The organism is Anaerococcus lactolyticus ATCC 51172 (assembly GCF_000156575.1).
Classification (GTDB): Bacteria; Bacillota; Clostridia; order Tissierellales; family Peptoniphilaceae; genus Anaerococcus; species Anaerococcus lactolyticus.
In genome coordinates this window covers 146,789-168,087 of sequence record NZ_GG666049.1, presented here as the reverse complement: position 1 = coordinate 168,087, position 21,299 = coordinate 146,789, and the positions used below count along the sequence as shown (strand labels likewise).

Here is a 21,299-nt window from a genome sequence, read left to right as displayed (position 1 = left end):
GCACTTAATAGGACTTAAGTGCCAGAATGTCGACAAAGTATATAAACATACGTCATTCCGACAGAGAATCCATTAGGATTCGACGAGGAATCCCATAAATTGCAGGATTCTTCCTCACTTCGTTCGTCTGAATGACATCAGAAAATGACTTTGTCTATAGCCTGGCACTTAAAATAGGACTTAAGTGCTTTTTTTATTTGCTTAGTAACTTTTAAATATTTATAGTATAATTTTTTATAAGAAAATCGGGAGATAAATTTTATGGATATTAATTTTAAAAGACAAATAATGAATGATTTTTCAATAGGTGAAGAAGAATTTTTTTCAAAAAACAATATTTTCACCTGCAACAATCCCTCTTGTGATTTTCTATTTTTTAATAGGGCCGATTTTTCTGCAATTTGCACATCTGGTAAGGTATTTATGAGGGCGGCAAATCCAGACCTTATAAAGAAACTAAGGGAAAAATTTATCGCTTATCAAGGGGCATGGTTTGCTGAGGCAGCTAATATTAGAGAGCTTGAAAAAATTTTGGGCGAATTTGAGATGGGGATTGATAATTTCTTTCCTTTGATGACTTTATCAGATAGGGAAGTGGGGATGAGAGATTTTGATTTTAAGAGGATAGGCAGGAATGAAATCCAAAATTTTAAAGACCTAGCAAGGATGAGCTTTTGTTTTGATGAGGATGATAGGTTGGGACTTGCTTATTATGATGGGGACAGTTTGATTGCCCTTGCAGGTGCATCCTATTCTGGCAAATACCTCTGGGATATAGGCCTAGAGAAATTTAGCAGTGATGATAAGTACCAAGGCCTTGCTGCTTCGCTTTTGAGGAAGCTTTCCTTGCTTATAAGAGAAGAAAATCCAGATATTAGCCCAATAACAACTACCCAATTTTCCCACACCAAGTCGATAAACACTTCTATAAGGGCAGGATATGAGATGAACCTTTGCATTACTGGATCAAAGAAAATACAAGGATAAAAGAGGGCTCCTATCTTGACAAATGGGTCCAAAGAGGTAATTTATAAGAGTAAATAATTTTGGAATATAGCCAAGCTGGTAAGGCACCAGATTCTGACTCTGGAGAGCGTAGGTTCGAGTCCTACTATTCCAGCCAAATTCAAAATCCACCGACAAGAAGTCTGTGGATTTTTTTAGATTTTTGCAAGATTTCATTGATATTTCTTATCTTATAGTTTTTCTCAACAAAAAACCAACCCTCTTAAGGATTGGTTTTGTCTAGGATTTCCTAGCTTGGAATTCTTTTTTTTCTTAGAAGTCTACCTTTTCTCCGTAGTAGGCTGCGTGGTAGATTTTCTTGATGTCTGCTGGGCTTGTTTGCCTTGGGTTTGTGAGAGTACAAGCGTCTTTGAAGGCATTTTCACTCATCTTATCTAATACTTCTAAGAAGTCTTTTTCTTCTATAATGGTATTTTTGCCATCTTTGATGGTTGCTGTGATACCTACAGCTGCGTTTAATTTTCTGATTTCTTCTGCTATGTCATCAACGCCAAGGATTCTTTCGATTTCATCGTATTTATCGCAAGCTTTCCTGTTGTAGTCGATTATGTATGGTAACATGATTGCGTTAGCTTCTCCGTGGGTTAGGTGGAAGATACCGCCGATTTTGTGAGCCATAGAGTGAACTATACCAAGGGAAGCATTTGTAAATGCCATACCTGCTATACAAGATGCAATGTGCATTTTTTCACGAGCAACCATATCATCACCCTTGTCGTAGGCAGCCTTTAGGTAACCGAAAACTAATTGGATGGCTCTTATAGCGTATGGGTCTGTAAAATCATCTGATGCAGTAGATACGAAAGCCTCAACAGCGTGGGTCATTACGTCCATACCGGTTGCTGCTGTGATTTTTGGTGGCATAGTTGCTGGAATTCTCATATCAAGAAGGGCTACTTCTGGAACAAAGTCTGGGTGAACAAGTGGGTATTTGATTTCTTTTTCTGTGTCAGTAATTACTGAGAAAGCAGTGATTTCACTTGCTGTACCAGATGTAGATGGGATACAAATCATCCTTGCCTTGTTCTTTAATGGTGGGTTGTCAAAATTTGCAAGTCTTTCGAAATCCCATTCTGGGTGTTCATAAAATACCCACATAGCCTTAGCGGCATCCATTGCAGATCCACCACCGATAGCTATAATCCATTCTGGTTCAAATTCAGCCATCTTAGCTCCACCAGCTAGGCAGGTTTTAACAGATGGGTCTGGTTCTACACCGTCGATTATCAAAACTTCCATACCAGCTTTTTCTAATTGTTCTTTGGCTTCATCAAGAAAACCAAATCTCTTCATAGAAGAGCCACCAGTAACGAGTACTGCTTTTTTTCCCTTGAGGGTAGATAAGTATTCGAGTGCGTTTTCACCATGAACTATGGTGTTTGGAACTGAAAATGTTGTATAAGTCATAAATTCCTCCAAATCTATATTTTGTTAATTAATTAATTAACAATCTACTTTTAATATACTTCTATCTCTACAAATGTAAAGGTTTGCCTGATGGTAGGATTTAAGATTTTTTTTGTAAGGATATAATTAGGATACAAAACCTTATAAGTATAACAAAATTAAAGCTCGAAGAAATAATCATGTCTATCCATGGGAAAAAATCAATTTAAAAGTATAATTAACCATAACTACATTAATACATAAACTAATTAAAGGAGATTTTTATGGGCACATCATTGGCTATGAAAATATTAAAAAAACACTTATTAAGGGGAGAGCTAAAGACTGGCGAAGAGGTTGCCATAAAAATTGACCAGACCTTAACCCAAGATTCTACTGGAACTATGGCATATCTCCAACTCGAGGCTATGGATATTAAAGATGTAGCGACAGAAAATTCTGTGGCTTACATTGATCACAATATCTTGCAAGCAGGTTTTGAAAATGCCGATGACCATGAATTTATAAAGTCAGCTGCCAACAAGTTTGGTATTAGATTTTCTAAGGCCGGTGGCGGAATTTGTCACCAGGTCAACCTCGAACAATTCGCCAAACCAGGCGACACCCTTCTAGGCTCTGATTCTCACACACCAACAGGTGGGGGCATGGGAGAGCTTGCCATAGGTGCAGGTGGTCTTGAAGTGGCTGTTGCAATGGCCAAAGGATTTTATTTTGTGAAGGTGCCAAAAATTTACAGGGTAAAGCTCATTAATTCTTTAAATCCAGCAGCCAACGCCAAGGATGTTATCCTCTATATCCTAGGCAAACTCACTGTAAAGGGTGGCACAGGCTATATTATGGAATATACAGGAGAGGGCGTTAAGTCGCTATCTGTAACAGACAGGGCAACCATTTGTAATATGGGGGCTGAGCTTGGAGCGACAACTTCTATTTTCCCATCAGATGAAAATACTAGAGCATATTTAAAAAGCCAGGGCAGGGAAGAAGATTATTTAGAATTATCAGCTGATCCTGACGCTTTTTATGACGAATCAATAGAAATTGACTTGGCAGAAATAAAGCCTGCTGTGGCAAAACCACATTTTCCAGACCAATATTCTAAGGTAAAAGACCTTGGCAAGATAAAACTAGATCAAGTTGCCATTGGTTCTTGCACAAATTCTTCCTATATGGATTTGATGAAGGTGGCAGCCATTCTCGATGGCAGAAAGGTCCACCCAGATGTATCCCTAGTTATTTCTCCAGGATCTGCGACAATACTAGAAAAAATCTCAGAAAATGGAGCCTTGGCAACCATGATAAAGGCAGGGGCAAGAGTCCTTGAATCTGGTTGTGGACCATGCATAGGTATGGGCCAAGCGCCAAGGTCTGGAGGCGTTTCCCTAAGGTCTTTCAACAGAAACTTTAAGGGCAGGTCTGGCACTATGGATGCACAAATTTATCTAGCAAGCCCAGAAACTTGTGCAGCAAGTGCTGTTTTAGGCTATATTGCCGACCCATCTGACCTTGATTATAAAGCGGATTTTGAAAAAAATGTAAATTTCAACCACACAGATGCTTATTTTATAGAACCAGAAAAAGACCTATCAAAGAGAATCAAGGAAACTGTCAAGGGTAAAAACATCAAGCCATTCCCAAGGGCAGAGAAAGCTTGTGATATTGATAAGAAAGTCGTTTATAAGGCTGGTGACGGGATTACAACTGACGATATTTGCCCATCAAACGCTCATCTTTTGCCATTTAGGTCTAATATTGCCTATCTTTCAGAATTTGCGTTTACAACAAAAATTGATGATTTCAAGAAAAGGTGCGAGGAAAATGCTGGGGGCATCATTGTTGCTGGCGAAAATTATGGCCAAGGCTCATCAAGAGAACACGCTGCCCTCCTTCCTTTGTATTTAGGAATTAAGGCTGTTGTCGCCAAGTCTTTTGCGAGAATCCACAGGTCTAACCTCATAAACAATTCCATCCTACCTTTGGTTTTTGAAGATGAAAGTGATTACGAAAAAATTTCTGAATACGACCATATAAAAATTTCCAACATGAAAAAGTCAATCGAAACTGGCGAATTTATCCTAGAAGATCTTACAAAAAATATAAAAATAAAATTAAGGGGAGATTTTTCCGACAGAGAAAAGGAAATTCTTCTTGAGGGTGGCTACTTAAATTACGCGAAAAACCTAGATTTGGAGGCAAAATGAAAATTACACTTATAAAAGGTGATGGAATAGGTCCTGAAATCACAGCTGCTATGAAAAAAGTTGTCGATGCCTTAAAAATCGACCTAGACTTTGAAGAAATAAATGCAGGTCTTTCTGTTTTTGAAGAAGAAGGGGTCTATATTCCTCAAAGGCTTTTTGATTCTATAAATAAAAATAAAATCGCTATTAAGGGTCCTATTACAACACCGATTGGCCACGGCTTTAGGTCTATAAATGTGGAACTTAGAAAAAAATTCGATCTCTTTGCCAACATTAGACCTATCAAGGCACCAGGTCCTCTTGAATCAAAATTTGAAGGCGTCGACATGGTGATTTTTAGGGAAAATACTGAAGACCTCTATGCAGGAGTTGAAGAACAAATTTCCCCAGATGAGGCCCACTCTATAAAAATTATTACTAGAGAAAAGTCTGAAAGGATTATCCAAAAAGCCTTTGAATTTGCTAGAGAAAATGCTAGGAAAAAGGTTAGCATCATTACCAAGGCCAATATCATGAAGCTTTCTGACGGGCTCTTTCTAGAAGTTGGCAGGGAAGTTGCTAAAAAATTCCCAGATATAGACTTTGAAGAGCTCTTGGTTGATAATACTGCCATGCAAATGGTAATGAATCCTGGACGCTTTGACGTCCTTGTGACAGAAAATCTTTACGGCGATATCCTATCAGATTTGGGTGCAGGTTTGGTTGGTGGACTTGGTCTCATGCCTGGGGTAAACAAGGGTAAGGATATTGCGATTTACGAATCTATCCATGGTTCTGCCCCAGATATAGCAGGCGAAAATCTAGCCAATCCTATAGCCATGATTTTGACCCTCTGCCTCCTTCTTGACGATATAAATGAAAAGGAAAATGCAGAAAAGATTAGAAAGGCAATCTATAAGACTTTGGTAGATAAGAAAAATTATACCAGAGACTTGGGTGGGGAGAATACCACAACTGGTATGGCTGATGCCATTATTTTAAATCTAGGAATTTAAGATGGATAAGTTATTAGAAGAAAAATTGAAGTTCTATGCTGAGGAAATTGAGGAAGCAACAAGGATTGATAAGGAAATTTACGAAAAATATTCCATAAAAAGAGGACTAAGGAACAAAAACGGGACAGGCGTCCTTGTTGGGGTGACCAAGGTGGGCGACGTTTGTGGTTATGAAATCAAAGACGGGGAAAAGTTGCTGGCAGAAGGTGAGCTTTATTATAGGGGTTACCCTCTAACAAGTTTGGTTCATGACATAGAAAGCACTGAAAGACTTGGTTTTGAAGAGGTAATCTATCTTTTGCTATTTGATAGGCTTGCCACAAAAAACAAGCTTGAGAGATTTAAAAAAATCTTAGCAGAAAATCGTAAGCTCCCTCCGTATTTTATTGAAGATACCATAATGAAGGTGCCAGGCGCTGATATTATGAATAAGATGATGAGGTCTATGCTTGCCCTCTACACCTATGACGAAAATCCAGACGGGACAGATTCCTTAAATGTCCTAAGTCAGGCCCTATCACTGATTGCTAAGATGCCTTTAATTGCCATTTATTCCTACCAGGTAAAAATCCACAACTTTGACAAGAAATCTTTGATAATCCACAATCCTGATCCAGAAAAGTCAATAGCTGAAAATATCCTAGCCATGCTAAGGATAGACCAGAAATATACAAGCGAAGAAGCTGCAATTTTAGACTTGCTTCTTATTATCCACGCCGAACACGGTGGAGGAAATAATTCTGCCTTTGCAACTCACGTAGTATCATCATCGGGTACTGATTCCTATTCGGCTATGGCAGCAGGTCTTGCCTCTCTTAAGGGACCAAGGCATGGGGGAGCTAACATTAAAGTTGCCAAGATGATTGACAATATCAAAGCAAATGTAAAAGACAAGGAAGATAAGCAAGAGATAAAAGAATATCTGGAAAAGATTTTGGATAAAAAAGCCTTCGATGGTGAAGGTTTGATCTATGGCCTGGGCCACGCAGTCTACACCCTATCAGACCCAAGGGCAGTGCTTTTAAAGGAAAAGGCAAGAGAGCTTGCGAAAATTAAGGGCAAAGAAGCTGATTTTGCCTTTGTAGAAAATATTGAAAAAATCGGGCAAAAATTGATTCAAGAAAAATTTAATCGAGCCTACCCACCATGTGCCAACGTCGATTTGTATTCGGGTTTGGTTTACGATATGTTGGGGATACCTCGCGAATTATTCTTGCCAATTTTTGCTATAGCAAGGACTGTCGGCTGGTCAGCTCACAGGTTAGAGCAAATTGCCGATAAAAAAATAATCAGACCCGCCTACAAGTCCCTAAGTGAAATGAAGGATTACATAAGCTTAGATGAGCGAGGTGGAGAGGTTTAAAAGTGTGTCTATCAGCACACTTTTTTTATGATTAAAGTATAGTAAGGGGAGAAGGGAGCGAAAATGAAAGGCAATTTAGAAACAAAAACAAATTCACAAAGGAATATAGGCCTCGATATGACAAGAATTTTGGCGTTTTTGTCTGTTATTGGTGTGCACTTTTTCTTAAATACAGATTTTTATAAAATCCCTGTAAGGGGCAAGCGAATGCTCATCCTAGCGACCATAAGAACAGGGTTTATGGTTTGTGTACCCTTGTTTTTGCTCCTAACTGGCTACTTGGTTTCAGGGAAAAATATTCCTTTAGAAGCAAAGAGTTTAAAAAAATATTATAAAAAAATTATTCCGATTCTTTTATCCTATGCTCTTGCTATGGCACTTATCTTTGCTATTTTTAGGCTCAGGGGAGATGGGTCTTACACATTTCAAAAGTTGGTTTTTGGAATATTAGGTTATAAAGAATATTCTTGGTATGTTAATTTATATATAGGTCTTTTCCTCCTAAGTCCATTTTTGATAAATATTTGGACAAGTATTGGGGATAAAAAAACTCACCTCGTCATCCTTGCAGTTTTCTGCTTTTTGACAGTGGGACCAACGGTCTTTAACGTCAATGACCTAACTAGCCTTAAGGCGATTTTTTCAGCCTACGATGACAATAGGATAAACCATCTCTTGCCAGGTTGGTGGTACAACCTTTATCCACTCACATATTTTTTTCTAGGAGCCTACCTTAGGACTTATGTAGACTTTAAAAAAGTAAGACCAGTAAAAGTTTTTCTTTGCCTTATTTTGATAATTTTTGCATCTGCAGCCTACAATGTTTGGAGATCACATGGAGGAGTTTTTCAAATTCGAGCTTGGAATTCTTGGGGAAGTTTGCAAAATACAGCAAGCTCCATTTGCTTATTCATTTTGATAAACTCTATAGCACCAGAGGGCGTAAATGAAAAATGTGGAAGATTTTTAGCTTACATATCAAAACTAACCTTCGCAGCCTATATAGTATCAGCTGCAAGTGATAGGTTTGTTTATGGTTTTGTAAATACAAATCTTGGTGGTGTGAAAGCATCTATGGTTTATATGCCTGTTATTATCCTAAGCTCTGCCACCCTAGCCTTGGTTATGGCAGCAGGAGTTGAATTTATCAAGGGAAAAATTTTAAGCAAATAAAAATTAGCAAAGGCTGTTTCGATTTAGGCAAGTATAAACCAGTTTTAATTTCCTTTGGAAATTAGGACTGGTTTTTTGTAAGGAAATTTTTGGTCTTAAGGCTAAGAGATTTGAGGGATGAGATAAAAGAAAGTGGGTTTTGAGATAAGCTAGGAATATTTTTGCGAACCTAAGTAACTGGGATGTTTGATTTTAAAAAACCAAACAAAAAAGAACGAAGATATTTCGTTCTCAGAATGTCGACAAAGTATATAAACATACGTCATTCCGACAGAGAATCCATCATGATTCGACGAGGAATCCCATAAATTGCAGGATTCTTCCTCACTTCGTTCGTCTGAATGACATCAGAAAATGACTTTGTCTATAGCCCGAGAACGAAGATATTTCGTTCTTTTTTCTAGCCTTCAGGGGTAGGAATAAAACCATTTGAAAGCTTGATTTGGGAGGGTTATTTTTTCTTGATTCTCTTTCTTGTGTCAAGGGCTACTGTTAAGATTATTAGGATACCCTTGATTATAATTTGTACATAGGAGTTAAGTCCTATGTATAAAAGACCATAGTTTATAACTTGGAGGATGATTGAACCAAGGACTATGCCTGGGATGGTTCCTATACCTCCGGAGAAGGATACTCCTCCTATTAGGCAGGCTTCGATGGCGTCTAGGTCGTAGGCGTCTCCTGTTGTTGATGTTACAGATCCTAGTCTTGGTCCTTCGAGGAAACCAGATAGACCGTACATTACGCCAGAGATTATGAAGACTATCATAATTGTTCTTGTAACGTTGATACCAGAAACTTCAGCAGCCTCTGGGTTGCCACCTACGGCAAACATATTTTTACCAAGGACTGTTTTATTCCAGATAAACCACATAGCCACAGATGCTATGGCAGCGTAGATTATGAGGTAAGGAAATTGTAATTCAGTACCTGGTATATGGAAACCACCTCTTACGAGGTTGGCATATCTCTCGTCAAAACCACCGATTGGTTGAGGACCAAATGGGTTGGCTGCTATGAATAATTGGAGAATACCAAAGATTGCAAGTTGGACACCTAGAGATGATATAAAGGCGTGGAGTTTAAGATAGGCTACTCCAAAACCGTTTATGGCTCCACAGATAGAACCAATTGCGATTGCTGCCAAAAGTCCAACTATAATTGATGGATTTTGTATATTTGGGAAGAATTTTTGGGCAAAGCCTGGTGACTGCAAGAGAGCGCCAGCTATGGCTGCTGTAAATCCTACTATCCTACCTGCTGAAAGGTCTGTACCTGCTAGGATTAATAGACCACCAGTTCCTAGGGCTATGAAAAGCCTGGTTGAGGTTTGGGATAGGATATTTAGAATGTTTTTTGGGTTGGTTATAAAGGTCGGATCAACTATAATTATGCCGGTTATAAGGGCGGCGATTATGATGATCAGAGCGTTATTTAACATAAACTCTTTAAAATTAAAAGGTTTTTTATTTTCTGTTTTTTCCATTTTTTTCACCTATACATACTTAGCCTGTAAAGCCATTATCTTTTCTTGGGTTAAGTTTTCGTCGTTTTTTTCTATGCCAGCAAGCCTGCCGTTACTCATTACCATAATCCTATTGCAGACCATTTGTAGTTCCGCCATTTCTGATGAGATGAAGAGAACTGACTTGCCTTCTTTAGCGAGTTGTCCAATTAGCTTATAGATTTCATATTTGGCGCCAACATCAATACCACGGGTTGGTTCATCTAAAAGGAGCACATCTGGGTCTGTCAACAACCAACGTCCGATTATTACTTTTTGCTGGTTGCCACCAGATAGATTCATAATCTTTGTAGATTGGCTTGGAGTTTTAACTTCCATTGATTCAATAACCCTGTTTGTATCTTCCTTTAGGGCCTTGTCGCTAACTATGGAATGTTTGGCGTATTTTTTGATGTTGGCAATGGTTGCATTAAGCCTTATAGCTGCATAAGGAAAGATGCCTGTTGCCCTTCTTTCTTCTGTAACAAGGGCAAAACCATTCTTTATAGCTTCGATCGGATCCTTATTTTCTACTTCCTTGCCATGGATAAAAATTTGTCCACTCGCCTTTTGTCTTAGGCCAAAGATAGTTTCAACTAGCTCTGTCCTTCTTGAACCAACAAGACCAGCTATACCGAGGATTTCACCTTTTTTCAAATCAAAACTAATGTCTGTGACTGTTGGTTTATACTTGCCTGTGAGATTTTTAACTTCAAGCATGACCTCGTCTTTTATATACTCGTCAGTTTTAAGGTTTGAAGCATCTATTTTTCTACCTACCATTAGCTTTATGATTTCATCCTTGCTAAGCTCGCTAGCAGGTTTACAATCGATAAACTTGCCATCACGCATGACTGTTACAAAGTCAGAAATAGAAAGAATTTCTTCCATCTTGTGAGAAATATAGATGATTCCTACGCCTTGTTTCCTAAGTTTATTTATAATTTCAAATAATTTGTCAACCTCAGACTCTGTAAGAGAACTGGTTGGCTCATCTAAAACTAGGATTTTGGCGTCATAGGAAACAGCCTTGGCTATTTCTATTAGCTGTCTTTCAGCAACGGAATATTTACCAATAATCTTTTTTGGATCAAAGTTTAGACCAAGCTTATCAAACAAGTCTTGGGTTTCTTGGTTCATTTTCTTGGCATCAACTATGCCATACTTATTAGGGAACCTGCCGAGCATGATATTTTCTGCGACAGATCTCATAGACACTTGGTTTAGTTCTTGGTGGACCATGGCAACCCCACTATCTAGAGCATCCTTAGGGTCCTTGTAGGAAACTTTTTTGCCGTCTATGTAAATTTCACCTGAATCTGGAGTATAAATGCCGAAAAGGCACTTCATGAGGGTAGATTTACCAGCACCATTTTCCCCCATCAAGGCATGAACGGTGCCTCTCTCTAGGGAGAAGTCTACCTCGTCTAGGGCCTTGACACCTGGGAAGGTCTTGGTAATTTTTCTCATTTCTAATAAATTACTCATATCTTCCTCTCTATAATAATTCAGAGGCAAGGAATAACCAATGCCTCTGAATAATCAACTATTATTTGCCTGTGTAGATTTGATAATCAATTCTGATTGATTTTTTATCTGCTCCAAGTTTATATTCTGTTCCTTCAATGAAGTCGCCGTTTCCTAGTCTATTTTTCATTGTTGTGATAAGTGCTTTTGCCATACCTTCAGCGTCTTGTTTAACAGTACCAGCCATTGTTCCCTTGTCGATTTCTGCAACAGCAAGGTCTGTAGCGTCTACACCAACAACTACCATATTGTCTTTTGATGAGCCAGTGTTCATACCAACTGCTTGAAGAGCTGAGATAGCACCGATTGCCATACCGTCGTTATTAGCTATAACTGCATCGATATTATCTTGGTTGGTTTGTAGCCAAGTATCCATAGCTGTTTTAGCCTTATCAGTATCCCATTTACAATCTTGGAAAGCAACTTCTTTAACCTTGATGCCATTTTCTTCAAGAGTTTTAACAGAAAATTCTGTTCTTGCTTGAGCTTCTGGGTTATCAAGACCACCGTTAAGCATAACGTAATCTAAAACGCCATTTTTATTTCTATCCATGTCGCCTTTTTTCCAAAGATCTGTAAGGATTTGACCTTGCATCTTACCAGCTTCTGGAGCGTCTGTACCGATGAATAAGAAATCTTTTAGGTCTTCTTCCTTCATAGAAGCAGTCATATCTCTGTTAAAGAATGCTGTTGGAATACCGCTGGCTTTGATTGTTTCCATAGCTGTTGGAGCTGCAGAAATATCAACGATATTCATAAAGATTCCATCAACGCCTTGGGCGATAACATTGTTAAGTTGGTCAGTTTGGGTACCTTGGTTATTTTGACCATCTTGGTAAACAAGTTCGATAGAATCATCTTCTTCGTCAAGTTTTTCTAGTTGTTGACGAACAGAAGCGATATAGGTATCAGAACCATTGTAAAGAAGAACAGCGATTTTCTTAGCCTTACCATCTGATTTAGCTTCTTCTTTGCCTTTTTCAGCTTTTTCTTCAACTTTAGCTTCTTCCTTGCCTTCTTCAGCTGGTTTTTTAGAACCACAGCTTGTAACTCCAAGTGACAAAGCCATCACTAATGCTAAACTTGCGAATTTTCTAATATTCATAATTCCCTCCTGTGAATATTATAATAACGATTTCCCTATTGTCATAAAATTGTTAAATGGAATCGTCCCAATCTAGCAAAACGTTTTTATTTGCTATTGTATTTTAAATATATACCATTTACAAATTTCTGTCAACACTTTCTGACAATAATAAACATGAAATTTTTCTAAAACTAGTTAAAACTTGTAAAGAAGTAATTTGAAAATGTAGTATTAAAAACCAATTAAATACGAGGAACAATAGAAAAAAACAAGAGATATAAATTTAAAAGCCAGCAAAGCAAATAAAAAAATTAAGGAAATCAAGAGAAATAAATAACAAAAACAATGCTTAATTGTTAAAAAATGGGTAAATATTAAATGAGAAAAAAGATAAACGTTTTTATTGACAAGCTGAGTTTTGAGTATATATTAACATCGAACAAAAGCAAACACAAACAAACAAAAAGGAGGCAATATGAGCAAGGATATTTATTTGGGAGTAGACGGTGGAGGCACAAAAACAGCCTTTATTCTTGAAAAAGATGGAGAAGTTTTTTTGCACAAAGAAGGCACTATTCACCTAAGCCAGATCTCTAGAGAAGAATTTAAGAAAAGAATAGGTAACGCTGTAGAAAACCTTACCAAACAAGCTGGAATTAGTAGTGATGAGATCGCCTACACCTTTGTATCTGTGCCAGGCTATGGTCAGTACCCAGAAGATGAAGCTTTTATAGATGAAAGTCTAAGAGAAATTTTAGGAACAGACAATTTTAAGGTCGGCAATGATTGCCTAAATGCTTGGGCAGGATCCTTAAATGCTAAACCAGGTATAAACTTAATCTTAGGCACAGGATCAATAGGCTTTGGACTTGATGATAAGGGCAATTCTCTAAGATGTGGTGGTTGGGGTCCACTAATAAGCGATGAATCAAGTGGATACTACCTCGGACTTAGACTTATAAATTATTTCACCAAGCAAAGTGACGGCAGAATACCTAAAACCATGCTCTATGACCTAATGAAGGAAGAATTAAAAATCACCGATGATTTTGAAATAATTCCTATGGCAGAAGGCATGACTAGGGACGAGTTGGCAAGTGTTAGTAAAATTTTAGGAAAACTTATCGAAAACAAAGATGAATGTGCCCTAGAACTCATAGACAAGGCGGGCTATGAAGCAGCACTTACAATCAATACCCTAGCAAAAAATTTAAACTTTGAAGGAAAAGTCCTAGCATCATATTCAGGTGGAGTATTCAACCTAGGAGAGGCATTAATAGGAAAAATTAAACAATACCTAGACTCAAACATAGACCTAGTCAAACCTTACGCCGACCCAACCCAAGGCGCTTTGATATTGGCGAAAAAGTTTTTCCAAGAAAATAAGTAAAGATAGTAAAAAGTATCTTGACAAAAAAAGCGATTACTTGTATACTGAAAACGAACAAAAACGATAAAAACAAAACACAAGTAAACAAAAGATGAAAGGAAGAAATATTGAAAAATCATTTTCCAAAAGATTTCTTGTTAGGCTCAGCGGCGGCTGCCTATCACAACGAAGGTGCTTTCGACCAAGACGGAAAGGGCATGATGGTTGCGGATGTATTGCCACACTCTCCACTTGATGGTAGAGATGACAATCCAGACACCTTTAACCTCAAACACCTCGGGGTAGATTTTTACAACAGGTATAAGGAAGATATCAAACTTTTTGCCGAGATGGGACTTAGGGCCTATAGGACATCAATATCTTGGGCTAGAATTTTTCCAAATGGCATAGAAGAAGAGCCAAATGAAAAAGCCCTAGCTCACTACGATGATATGCTAGATGAGCTTATCAAAAATGGTATAGAGCCAATTATTACTATCACTCACACAGGTGAAACTCCTCTTTACCTAGCTGATGAGTACGGCGGATTTTTGAATAAAAAGGTAATTGATTTCTATATAAAATACGTAAAAACCATAGTGAAAAGATACCATACCAAGGTTAAATATTGGTTAACATTTAACGAAATAAACATTTCTAGCAATCAACCATTTTTCCACCTAGGTGTAAGCGACGAGTTAATCAAAAAAGACCCACAAGCCAAGGAACAACTAATTTTTAATACTTTCCTAGCCTCATCAAGAGCGATAAAGGCTATTAAGGAGATTGATGAAAACGCTTTGGTTTCGCAATCGACATATATTGGGCCAGTTTATCCATATTCAATGGATCCGAATGACAACCTAAGTGCTTATTTTGATAATAGAAGGATGCTTTTTTATCCAGAAGTTCACGCAAAGGGTGAGTATCCATCTTGGAAACTAAAAGACCTTAAGGATAGGGGCATAAAACTTGATGCAAGCCCAGATGAATGGGAAATCATTAAAAATAATACAGTTGATTTCTTAGCTTTTTCTTACTATATGTCAGGTCTAAGTAAGGCTGATGTGAACGATGGAGAAAAATCTTATTCTAATGAGATGACTAAGCTTAAGAATCCATACCTTTCGTATACAGAATGGGATTGGCCAGTAGACCCTGTAGGTCTTAGGATTTTGGCTAATATGCTTTGGGATAATTATCAAAAACCACTTATGGTTGTTGAAAATGGCTTTGCCAAAATAGAGTCACTCACCAAGGGAAAAGATGGAGAGTTGACTGTAGAAGATGACTACAGGATAGAAGCTTTAAGAGATCACCTCTTGGAATTAAACAAAGCCATGGGTGATGGAGTTGAGTTTTTAGCCTACACAAATTGGGCTGTAGAAGATTTCGTATCAGGCACAACAGGCACCATGAAAAAAAGATGGGGTTTTATCTATGTGGATAGAAATGACGACGGATCAGGAAGCTTAAATAGATATAAGAAAAAAAGTTTTTACTGGTACAAAAAAGTAATTGAAACTGATATGGACTTTTTATTTGAAAAAGACTATTTGGAAAAAATATAAGGAGGTAGTATGAAAGTATTTCTAGCATCCGATATGGATGGAAAAGGTCTAAAGGACGCCCTTGTCGAAGAAGTTAAAAGACTTGGTTACGACTATGAGGACCTAACACAAGAAGGTTTTGATCTAGTTGATAGTTCAAATGCTGTTTGTAAAAAATTGCTTGAGGTTGATGGTATGTTAACATCAGGATCAGATGACCAATCAGTAGGTGTTGTTATCGACAAATATGGAGCAGGTTCATATATGGCTTGTTCTAAACATAAGGGAATGATTGCTGCAGAAGTTAGCGAGGAGAGGTCAGCTCTTATGACAAAAAGACACAATGGTGCAAGAATCTTAGTTATGGGTTCTGCTATAGTAGGTGAAGAACTTGCTAAATCATGCTTAAGATCATTCTTATCTCATGGTTATGACGGTGGCCGTCACCAAATAAGAATTGATATGCTAAACAAAATGCTTTAAGGGGGTCTTTTATGAAAATAGCTTTAGGATGCGATCATATAGTAACAAGTCTTAAGATGCAGGTATCAGACCATCTTAAGAGTTTAGGACATGAGGTTTACGATGTAGGATGCTACGATAATACTAGGACCCACTATCCAATATATGGAAAAAAAGTTGGAGAGCTTGTAGCTAGTGGCGAATGTGACCTAGGAGTTGTGCTTTGTGGTACAGGTGTAGGTATAACAACATCAGTAAACAAGGCTTTTGGCACTAGATGTGCTTTAGTAAGGGATGTAGAAACAGCAAGAGCAGCTAAAAGAGAATTAAATGCCAACGTAATAGGCTTCGGCGGCATGATAGTAGGCAAGGACCTAGCTCTTGAAATAGTTGATGGTTTCTTGGAAACAGAATATGAACCTAGCCCAGATAGAGAAAAAATAATTGAAAAGATTATGGCAATCGAAGAATCCTACAAGGATGACAAGGCAAAACAAGTGAACAACCCAGAATTCTTTACAGAATTTATTGAAAAATGGGATAGAGGCGAATATCACGATTAAGCAAAGGAGAAAAAAATGTCAAGCGAAAAAAATTTAACAAGACAAGATATAGGAATGATAGGTTTTGAAATTGTAGCCTATGCAGGAGATGCAAGAAGTTCGCTACTTGAAGCTATTAAATGTGCTAAAAGAGGTGAATTTGAAAAAATTGATGGACTTGTAAGGGATGCTCAAGAAAATTTGAATATTGCTCATGCTAAGCAAACCGAAATGCTTGCTTTAGATGCTCAAGGCAAGGAGCTTGAAATCGGATTTATTATGATTCATGCCCAAGACCATTTGATGACAACAATGCTTCTTAAGGATATTGTTTACGATATTTGTGAGATTTACAAAAAATAAATAAATTTTAGGAGAAAAATATGGATTCAATAATTAAGGGAATAGAAAAAATCACCCCATTTTTCGAGAGACTTTCCAGAAATAAATACATGGTTGCCATCAAGGATGGTTTTATGGAGACCATGCCAATAGTAATATTTTCTAGTATCTTCCTACTAGTAGCCTATATACCAAATATTTTTGGTTTCTATTGGTCAAAAGAAATGGAAGCAATACTAACTAAACCTTACGCCTTATCAATGGGTCTACTTGGTCTAGTTATGTCAATTACAACAGCTAAACACTTTACAAGTGGTCTTAACAGAGAGATGCCAATTGATAATCAAATCAACGCAACATCTGTAATGTTTGCTTCTCTCGTATCCTTCATGTTCCTATCAGTAGATCAAATTGAAGGTGGTCTATCTAATGGATTTTTAGGATCAACAGGACTTATAGCAGCATTTATTTCAACATTTGTAGTAGGTAACATATACAAGGTATGTATTAAAAACAACCTTACAATCAAGATGCCTAAGGAAGTTCCACCAAACATTTCTCAAGCTTTTAAAGACATAATACCATTCGGTATATGTTTAGTAATTTTCTGGCTATTTGATATGCTTGTTAGAAATCTTACAGGATCTAACCTTGCACAGGCAATAATCATACTAATCCAACCATTATTCTCAGCAGCAGACAGCTGGTTAGGATTAGCAATTATCTACGGAGCAATGGCATTCTTCTGGTTTATAGGAATCCATGGCCCATCAATCGTAAACCCAGCTATCAACGCAATAGCTTTTATAAACCTAGCTAACAATACAGCACTTTTCCAAGCTGGCCAACACGCAACAAACATTGTTACACCAAATACTGGTGAATTTATTGCAACTCTTGGTGGTACAGGAGCAACCTTCGTTGTACCATTTATGTTTATGTGGTTATCAAAATCAAAACAAAACAAGGCAGTAGGTAGGGCAGCAGTAGTACCAACATCTTTCGGTGTTAATGAACCAATTCTCTTCGGTGGACCATTAGTATTAAACCCAATGTTCATGATTCCATTTATCTTTGCACCAATTGTAAACGTATGGATCTTTAAATTCTTCGTAGAAGTTTTAGGCATGAACTCAATGATAGCACAAATGCCATGGACAACACCAGGCCCAATCGGAGCATTTATTTCAACAGGTTTTGCTCCATTATCAATCGTAATGATGGCTATTATTTTAGTAGTAGATACTATAATTTACTTCCCATTCTTCAAGGCTTATGACGCTCAAATTTTAAAACAAGAGCAAGAAGAAGAAGCTCTATTAAGGGAAGCGGGTGTAGAATCTGAAGCAGAACTTGATGCAGCCAACAGAGCTGAAGAAGAAAGATTAATTGAAGAAGGCAAACAAGCAGACAAAGAGACAACAGTCCTAGTATTGTGTGCTGGTGGTGGTACAAGTGGACTCTTAGCTAACGCTTTAAACGAAGGAGCAGCTGAAAGTGGAGTTAAACTAAGAGCTGCAGCAGGATCTTATGGTTCTCATCACGACATTTTACCAAAATATGATGTAGTAGTTTTAGCACCACAAGTTGGCTCTTTCTATGAAGATATCAAACAAGATACTGACAGGATTGGTAATCAATTAATCAAGACAGCAGGTAAAGAATATATAGCCTTAACAAGAGATCCACAAGGAGCAGTTAAGTTTATACTTGAAAAAACTAAGAATAAATAAGAAGGACCTAGAAAGGGAAGAAAATGAAATTTAAAGACGATTTTATATTCGGAGGAGCAACAGCAGCCTACCAATGTGAAGGGGCTACAAAAGAAGATGGAAAGGGACTGGTATGTTGGGATGTATTCTATGAAGAAAACAACCTCTATAACCCAGACCCGGCTAGTGGATTCTACCATGAATACAAACAAGACATAGACAACTGTGTTAAATTTGGCATAAATGGAATAAGAGTTTCTATAGCTTGGACAAGGATCTTTCCAGAAGGCTCTGGAAAAGTCAACCAAAAGGGAGTTGACCACTACCATGAGTTATTCAAATACTGCCTTGACAATAATGTTGAGCCATTTGTTACTCTCCACCACTTTGACACTCCTTTTGAGCTAAACAAAAATGGGGATTTTACAGATGAAAAAGTAAGAGAAGACTACTTAAACTATGCAAAATTCTGCTTGGATGAATTTAGTGAAGTTAAAAAATGGGCGTCATTTAATGAAATTTGGCCATGGTCAGTTAATCAATTTATTACTGGCACCTTCCCACCAGGAAATAAATATAGGTTTGACCTTGCAGTAGAAAACATACATGGCATGCTAACTTGCCACGCTAAGGCTCTAAACTATTTTAAAGATAATAATAAAGAAGGAGAATTTGGTGTAATCCATTCCCTAGAAACTTATTATTCAATAGATGAAAATCCAGAAAATATCGAAGCGGCTAAGAGATATGATGCCATAGCAAATGGTCTATGTATTGAAGCTGTACTAGCAGGTGGCTACAGCAAGGAAACTCTTGATAGAGTAAATTACATCCTAGAAGTAAATGGATTTGACAAATTTGTTCCAAACCAAGCAGACTTAGCAGAGATAAAAAAAGCTTCCCCAAGAATAGACTTTTTAGGAATAAATTATTACCAAGCCCATTGGATGAAAGAATACAACGGTGAAAACCTTCATATTCACAATGGTACAGGCGATAAGGGTTCATTCAAAAGCCAACTTAAGGGTATGGGAGAAGAAGTTAAGAGAGATGACATTCCAAAAACAGATTGGGACTGGTCAATTTACCCACAAGGCCTCTACGACATGATTATGAGAGTTTCAGCTTATGATAACTGCAAGAAAATTTATATTACTGAAAATGGTCTAGGTCTAAAAGAAGAATTGAATAGTGAAAAAACTGTAAACGACGATGCAAGGATAGACTATGTAAGAGATCACCTAAAGGCAGTTCTTAAAGCCAATGAAAATGGAGCAAATGTAGCAGGCTACTTCTTATGGAGTTTGATGGATATGTTTTCTTGGTCAAATGGATACAATAAGAGATATGGTTTCTTCTTTGTAGACTTTGATACCCTAGAAAGGTACCCAAAAAAGAGTGCTTATTGGTGGAAAGAATTAACAGAAAGTAAAGAACTTAACTGAGTTTTTGTTAGGATTTTCAAACTTTATTAAAGCAAGGATTGAATTTGAAAAAATCTAGATAAATTAAAAAGTAAACAGACCCACTAGAAATCAAGTGACCAGTGCCTCGAATCTTAATATATAGGCTAGATAAGAGGCTAGGTTCACTTGATTTTGTAAAAGAAAGTATGAAATGATGAGAAAATTACCTGAAGATTTTATTTTTGGTGGTGCAACAGCAGCCTACCAATGCGAAGGCGCAACAAAAATAGATGGCAAGGGAGAAGTTGCTTGGGATAAGTACCTGGAAGATAACTATTGGTACACAGCAGAACCAGCTAGCGATTTTTACCACAAATATCCAGTAGACCTTAAGCTTTGCGAAGATTTTGGCATAAATGGCATAAGAATTTCTATAGCATGGTCAAGGATATTTCCAAAAGGCTTTGGCGAAGTCAACAAAAAAGGTGTTGACTTCTACCACAGGGTCTTTGCAGAATGCCATAAAAGAGGAGTGGAGCCTTTTGTAACCCTCCACCATTTTGATACACCAGAAGTCCTTCACTCAAACGGGGACTTCCTAAATAGGGAGAATATCGAACACTTTGTTGCCTATGCCAAATTCTGCTTTGAAGAATTTAAGGAAGTAAACTTCTGGACAACCTTTAATGAGATAGGACCTATAGGTGATGGCCAATACTTGGTAGGAAAATTCCCTCCGGGTATCAAATATGACCTAGCCAAAGTTTTCCAATCTCACCACAATATGATGTTGGCCCACGCCAAGGCAGTTCTTGCCTACAAGGAAAAAGGCTATGATGGAGAAATAGGAATTGTCCACGCCCTTCCAACAAAATATCCATATGATCCGACAGACGAAAGAGATGTGAGGGCTTGTGAACTTGAAGATATTATCCACAACAAGTTTATACTAGATGCAACCTATCTTGGAAAATATTCTGAAAAAACCATGGAAGGCGTTAACCACATACTAGAAGTAAATGGTGGCAGTCTTGACATTAGGGATGAAGATATAAAAACTCTAACAAAAGCCAAAGACTTAAATGACTTCTTGGGCATCAACTACTACATGAGCGATTGGATGGCACACTTTGATGGGGAAACTGAAATTACCCACAACGGCAAAGGCGATAAGGGTGGTTCGTCTTACCAAATCAAGGGAGTAGGCAAAAGAAGGTTTGATGTAGATGTTCCAAGAACTGATTGGGATTGGATGATATATCCAAAGGGTCTTTATGATCAAATAATGAGGGTGAAAAGAGATTACCCAAATTATAAAAAAATTTATATCACAGAAAATGGTCTAGGATATAAGGATAAGTTTGAAGATAATACTGTCTATGATGATGCAAGAATCGATTATATTAAAAAGCATTTCGAAGCAATTTGTGATGCCATAGATGATGGGGCTGTTGTCAAGGGATACTTCTTATGGTCGCTTATGGATGTGTTTTCCTGGTCAAATGGCTATGAAAAAAGATATGGTCTCTTTTATGTAGACTTTGACAGCCAGGAGAGATTTCCAAAGAAATCTGCCTACTGGTATAAGGACCTAGCAGAAACTAAGGAGCTTAAGTAAATTAATTATTTAAGG

General features: G+C 37.6%; 17 protein-coding genes and 1 tRNA gene. 14 read left to right on the top strand and 4 right to left on the bottom strand.

Going from position 1 to position 21,299, the window contains the following annotated elements:
* Positions 1-261: 261 nt before the first annotated feature.
* Positions 262-987 (top strand): hypothetical protein, encoded by a 726-nt coding sequence (locus tag HMPREF0072_RS08800; RefSeq protein WP_004829371.1) that lies wholly within the window; start codon positions 262-264, stop codon positions 985-987.
* A 60-nt stretch (positions 988-1,047) separates the two neighbouring features.
* Positions 1,048-1,123 (top strand) — tRNA-Gln (locus tag HMPREF0072_RS08795).
* 155 nt (positions 1,124-1,278) lie between these two features.
* Here HMPREF0072_RS08795 and HMPREF0072_RS08790 read toward each other — a convergent pair.
* Positions 1,279-2,433, bottom strand: a complete 1,155-nt coding sequence (locus tag HMPREF0072_RS08790; RefSeq protein ID WP_004829369.1) for an iron-containing alcohol dehydrogenase — start codon at positions 2,431-2,433, stop codon at positions 1,279-1,281.
* A 263-nt stretch (positions 2,434-2,696) separates the two neighbouring features.
* On the opposite strand from HMPREF0072_RS08790, the gene HMPREF0072_RS08785 reads away from it, so the two are divergent.
* The 4 genes from HMPREF0072_RS08785 to HMPREF0072_RS08770 all read left to right on the top strand — a co-directional run bounded on the left by HMPREF0072_RS08785 (position 2,697) and on the right by HMPREF0072_RS08770 (position 8,165).
* Positions 2,697-4,634, top strand: coding sequence for an aconitate hydratase (locus tag HMPREF0072_RS08785; RefSeq protein WP_004829368.1), 1,938 nt, complete (start codon positions 2,697-2,699; stop codon positions 4,632-4,634).
* Positions 4,631-5,629 (top strand): isocitrate/isopropylmalate dehydrogenase family protein, encoded by a 999-nt coding sequence (locus HMPREF0072_RS08780; RefSeq protein WP_004829367.1) that lies wholly within the window; start codon positions 4,631-4,633, stop codon positions 5,627-5,629. The genes HMPREF0072_RS08785 and HMPREF0072_RS08780 overlap by 4 nt, the downstream gene beginning before the upstream one ends.
* Position 5,630: 1 nt before the next feature.
* Positions 5,631-6,992, top strand: coding sequence for a citrate/2-methylcitrate synthase (locus tag HMPREF0072_RS08775; RefSeq protein WP_004829365.1), 1,362 nt, complete (start codon positions 5,631-5,633; stop codon positions 6,990-6,992).
* Positions 6,993-7,055: 63 nt separating this feature from the next.
* Positions 7,056-8,165, top strand: coding sequence for an acyltransferase (locus HMPREF0072_RS08770; RefSeq protein WP_004829363.1), 1,110 nt, complete (start codon positions 7,056-7,058; stop codon positions 8,163-8,165).
* Positions 8,166-8,616: 451 nt separating this feature from the next.
* Here the strand turns inward: HMPREF0072_RS08770 and HMPREF0072_RS08765 are convergent, their stop codons facing one another.
* The 3 genes from HMPREF0072_RS08765 to HMPREF0072_RS08755 form a co-directional block, all read right to left on the bottom strand.
* Entirely contained in the window at positions 8,617-9,651 is a 1,035-nt protein-coding gene (locus tag HMPREF0072_RS08765) for an ABC transporter permease subunit (protein WP_039931310.1), read from the bottom strand.
* 9 nt (positions 9,652-9,660) lie between these two features.
* Positions 9,661-11,157 carry a sugar ABC transporter ATP-binding protein gene (locus HMPREF0072_RS08760; protein ID WP_004829360.1) on the bottom strand — a complete coding sequence of 499 codons (1,497 nt, stop codon included), beginning with the start codon at positions 11,155-11,157 and terminating at the stop codon, positions 9,661-9,663.
* Between the two features lie 61 nt (positions 11,158-11,218).
* The gene (locus HMPREF0072_RS08755; RefSeq protein WP_004829358.1) at positions 11,219-12,301 is read right to left on the bottom strand and encodes a galactose ABC transporter substrate-binding protein; all 1,083 of its coding nucleotides are present in this window, start codon (positions 12,299-12,301) and stop codon (positions 11,219-11,221) included.
* A gap of 457 nt (positions 12,302-12,758) precedes the next feature.
* On the opposite strand from HMPREF0072_RS08755, the gene HMPREF0072_RS08750 reads away from it, so the two are divergent.
* The 8 genes from HMPREF0072_RS08750 to lacG (HMPREF0072_RS08715) all read left to right on the top strand — a co-directional run bounded on the left by HMPREF0072_RS08750 (position 12,759) and on the right by lacG (HMPREF0072_RS08715) (position 21,284).
* Positions 12,759-13,673: an N-acetylglucosamine kinase gene (locus tag HMPREF0072_RS08750; RefSeq protein ID WP_004829356.1), complete on the top strand. Its 915-nt coding sequence runs from the start codon at positions 12,759-12,761 to the stop codon at positions 13,671-13,673.
* A 107-nt stretch (positions 13,674-13,780) separates the two neighbouring features.
* The gene (locus HMPREF0072_RS08745; RefSeq protein ID WP_004829354.1) at positions 13,781-15,223 is read left to right on the top strand and encodes a glycoside hydrolase family 1 protein; all 1,443 of its coding nucleotides are present in this window, start codon (positions 13,781-13,783) and stop codon (positions 15,221-15,223) included.
* Between the two features lie 9 nt (positions 15,224-15,232).
* On the top strand, positions 15,233-15,685 hold the full coding sequence (locus tag HMPREF0072_RS08740) for an RpiB/LacA/LacB family sugar-phosphate isomerase (protein WP_004829352.1): 453 nt from the start codon (positions 15,233-15,235) through the stop codon (positions 15,683-15,685).
* A gap of 11 nt (positions 15,686-15,696) precedes the next feature.
* Entirely contained in the window at positions 15,697-16,227 is a 531-nt protein-coding gene (gene lacB, locus HMPREF0072_RS08735) for a galactose-6-phosphate isomerase subunit LacB (RefSeq protein WP_004829350.1), read from the top strand.
* 15 nt (positions 16,228-16,242) lie between these two features.
* Positions 16,243-16,569 carry a PTS lactose/cellobiose transporter subunit IIA gene (locus HMPREF0072_RS08730; RefSeq protein WP_004829347.1) on the top strand — a complete coding sequence of 109 codons (327 nt, stop codon included), beginning with the start codon at positions 16,243-16,245 and terminating at the stop codon, positions 16,567-16,569.
* A 20-nt stretch (positions 16,570-16,589) separates the two neighbouring features.
* Entirely contained in the window at positions 16,590-18,281 is a 1,692-nt protein-coding gene (locus HMPREF0072_RS08725; protein ID WP_004829345.1) for a PTS lactose transporter subunit IIBC, read from the top strand.
* 23 nt (positions 18,282-18,304) lie between these two features.
* Positions 18,305-19,705 carry a 6-phospho-beta-galactosidase gene (gene lacG, locus HMPREF0072_RS08720; protein WP_004829343.1) on the top strand — a complete coding sequence of 467 codons (1,401 nt, stop codon included), beginning with the start codon at positions 18,305-18,307 and terminating at the stop codon, positions 19,703-19,705.
* A gap of 172 nt (positions 19,706-19,877) precedes the next feature.
* Complete coding sequence (gene lacG, locus HMPREF0072_RS08715; RefSeq protein ID WP_004829341.1) at positions 19,878-21,284, top strand: 6-phospho-beta-galactosidase; 1,407 nt, start codon at positions 19,878-19,880, stop codon at positions 21,282-21,284.
* Positions 21,285-21,299: the final 15 nt, after the last annotated feature.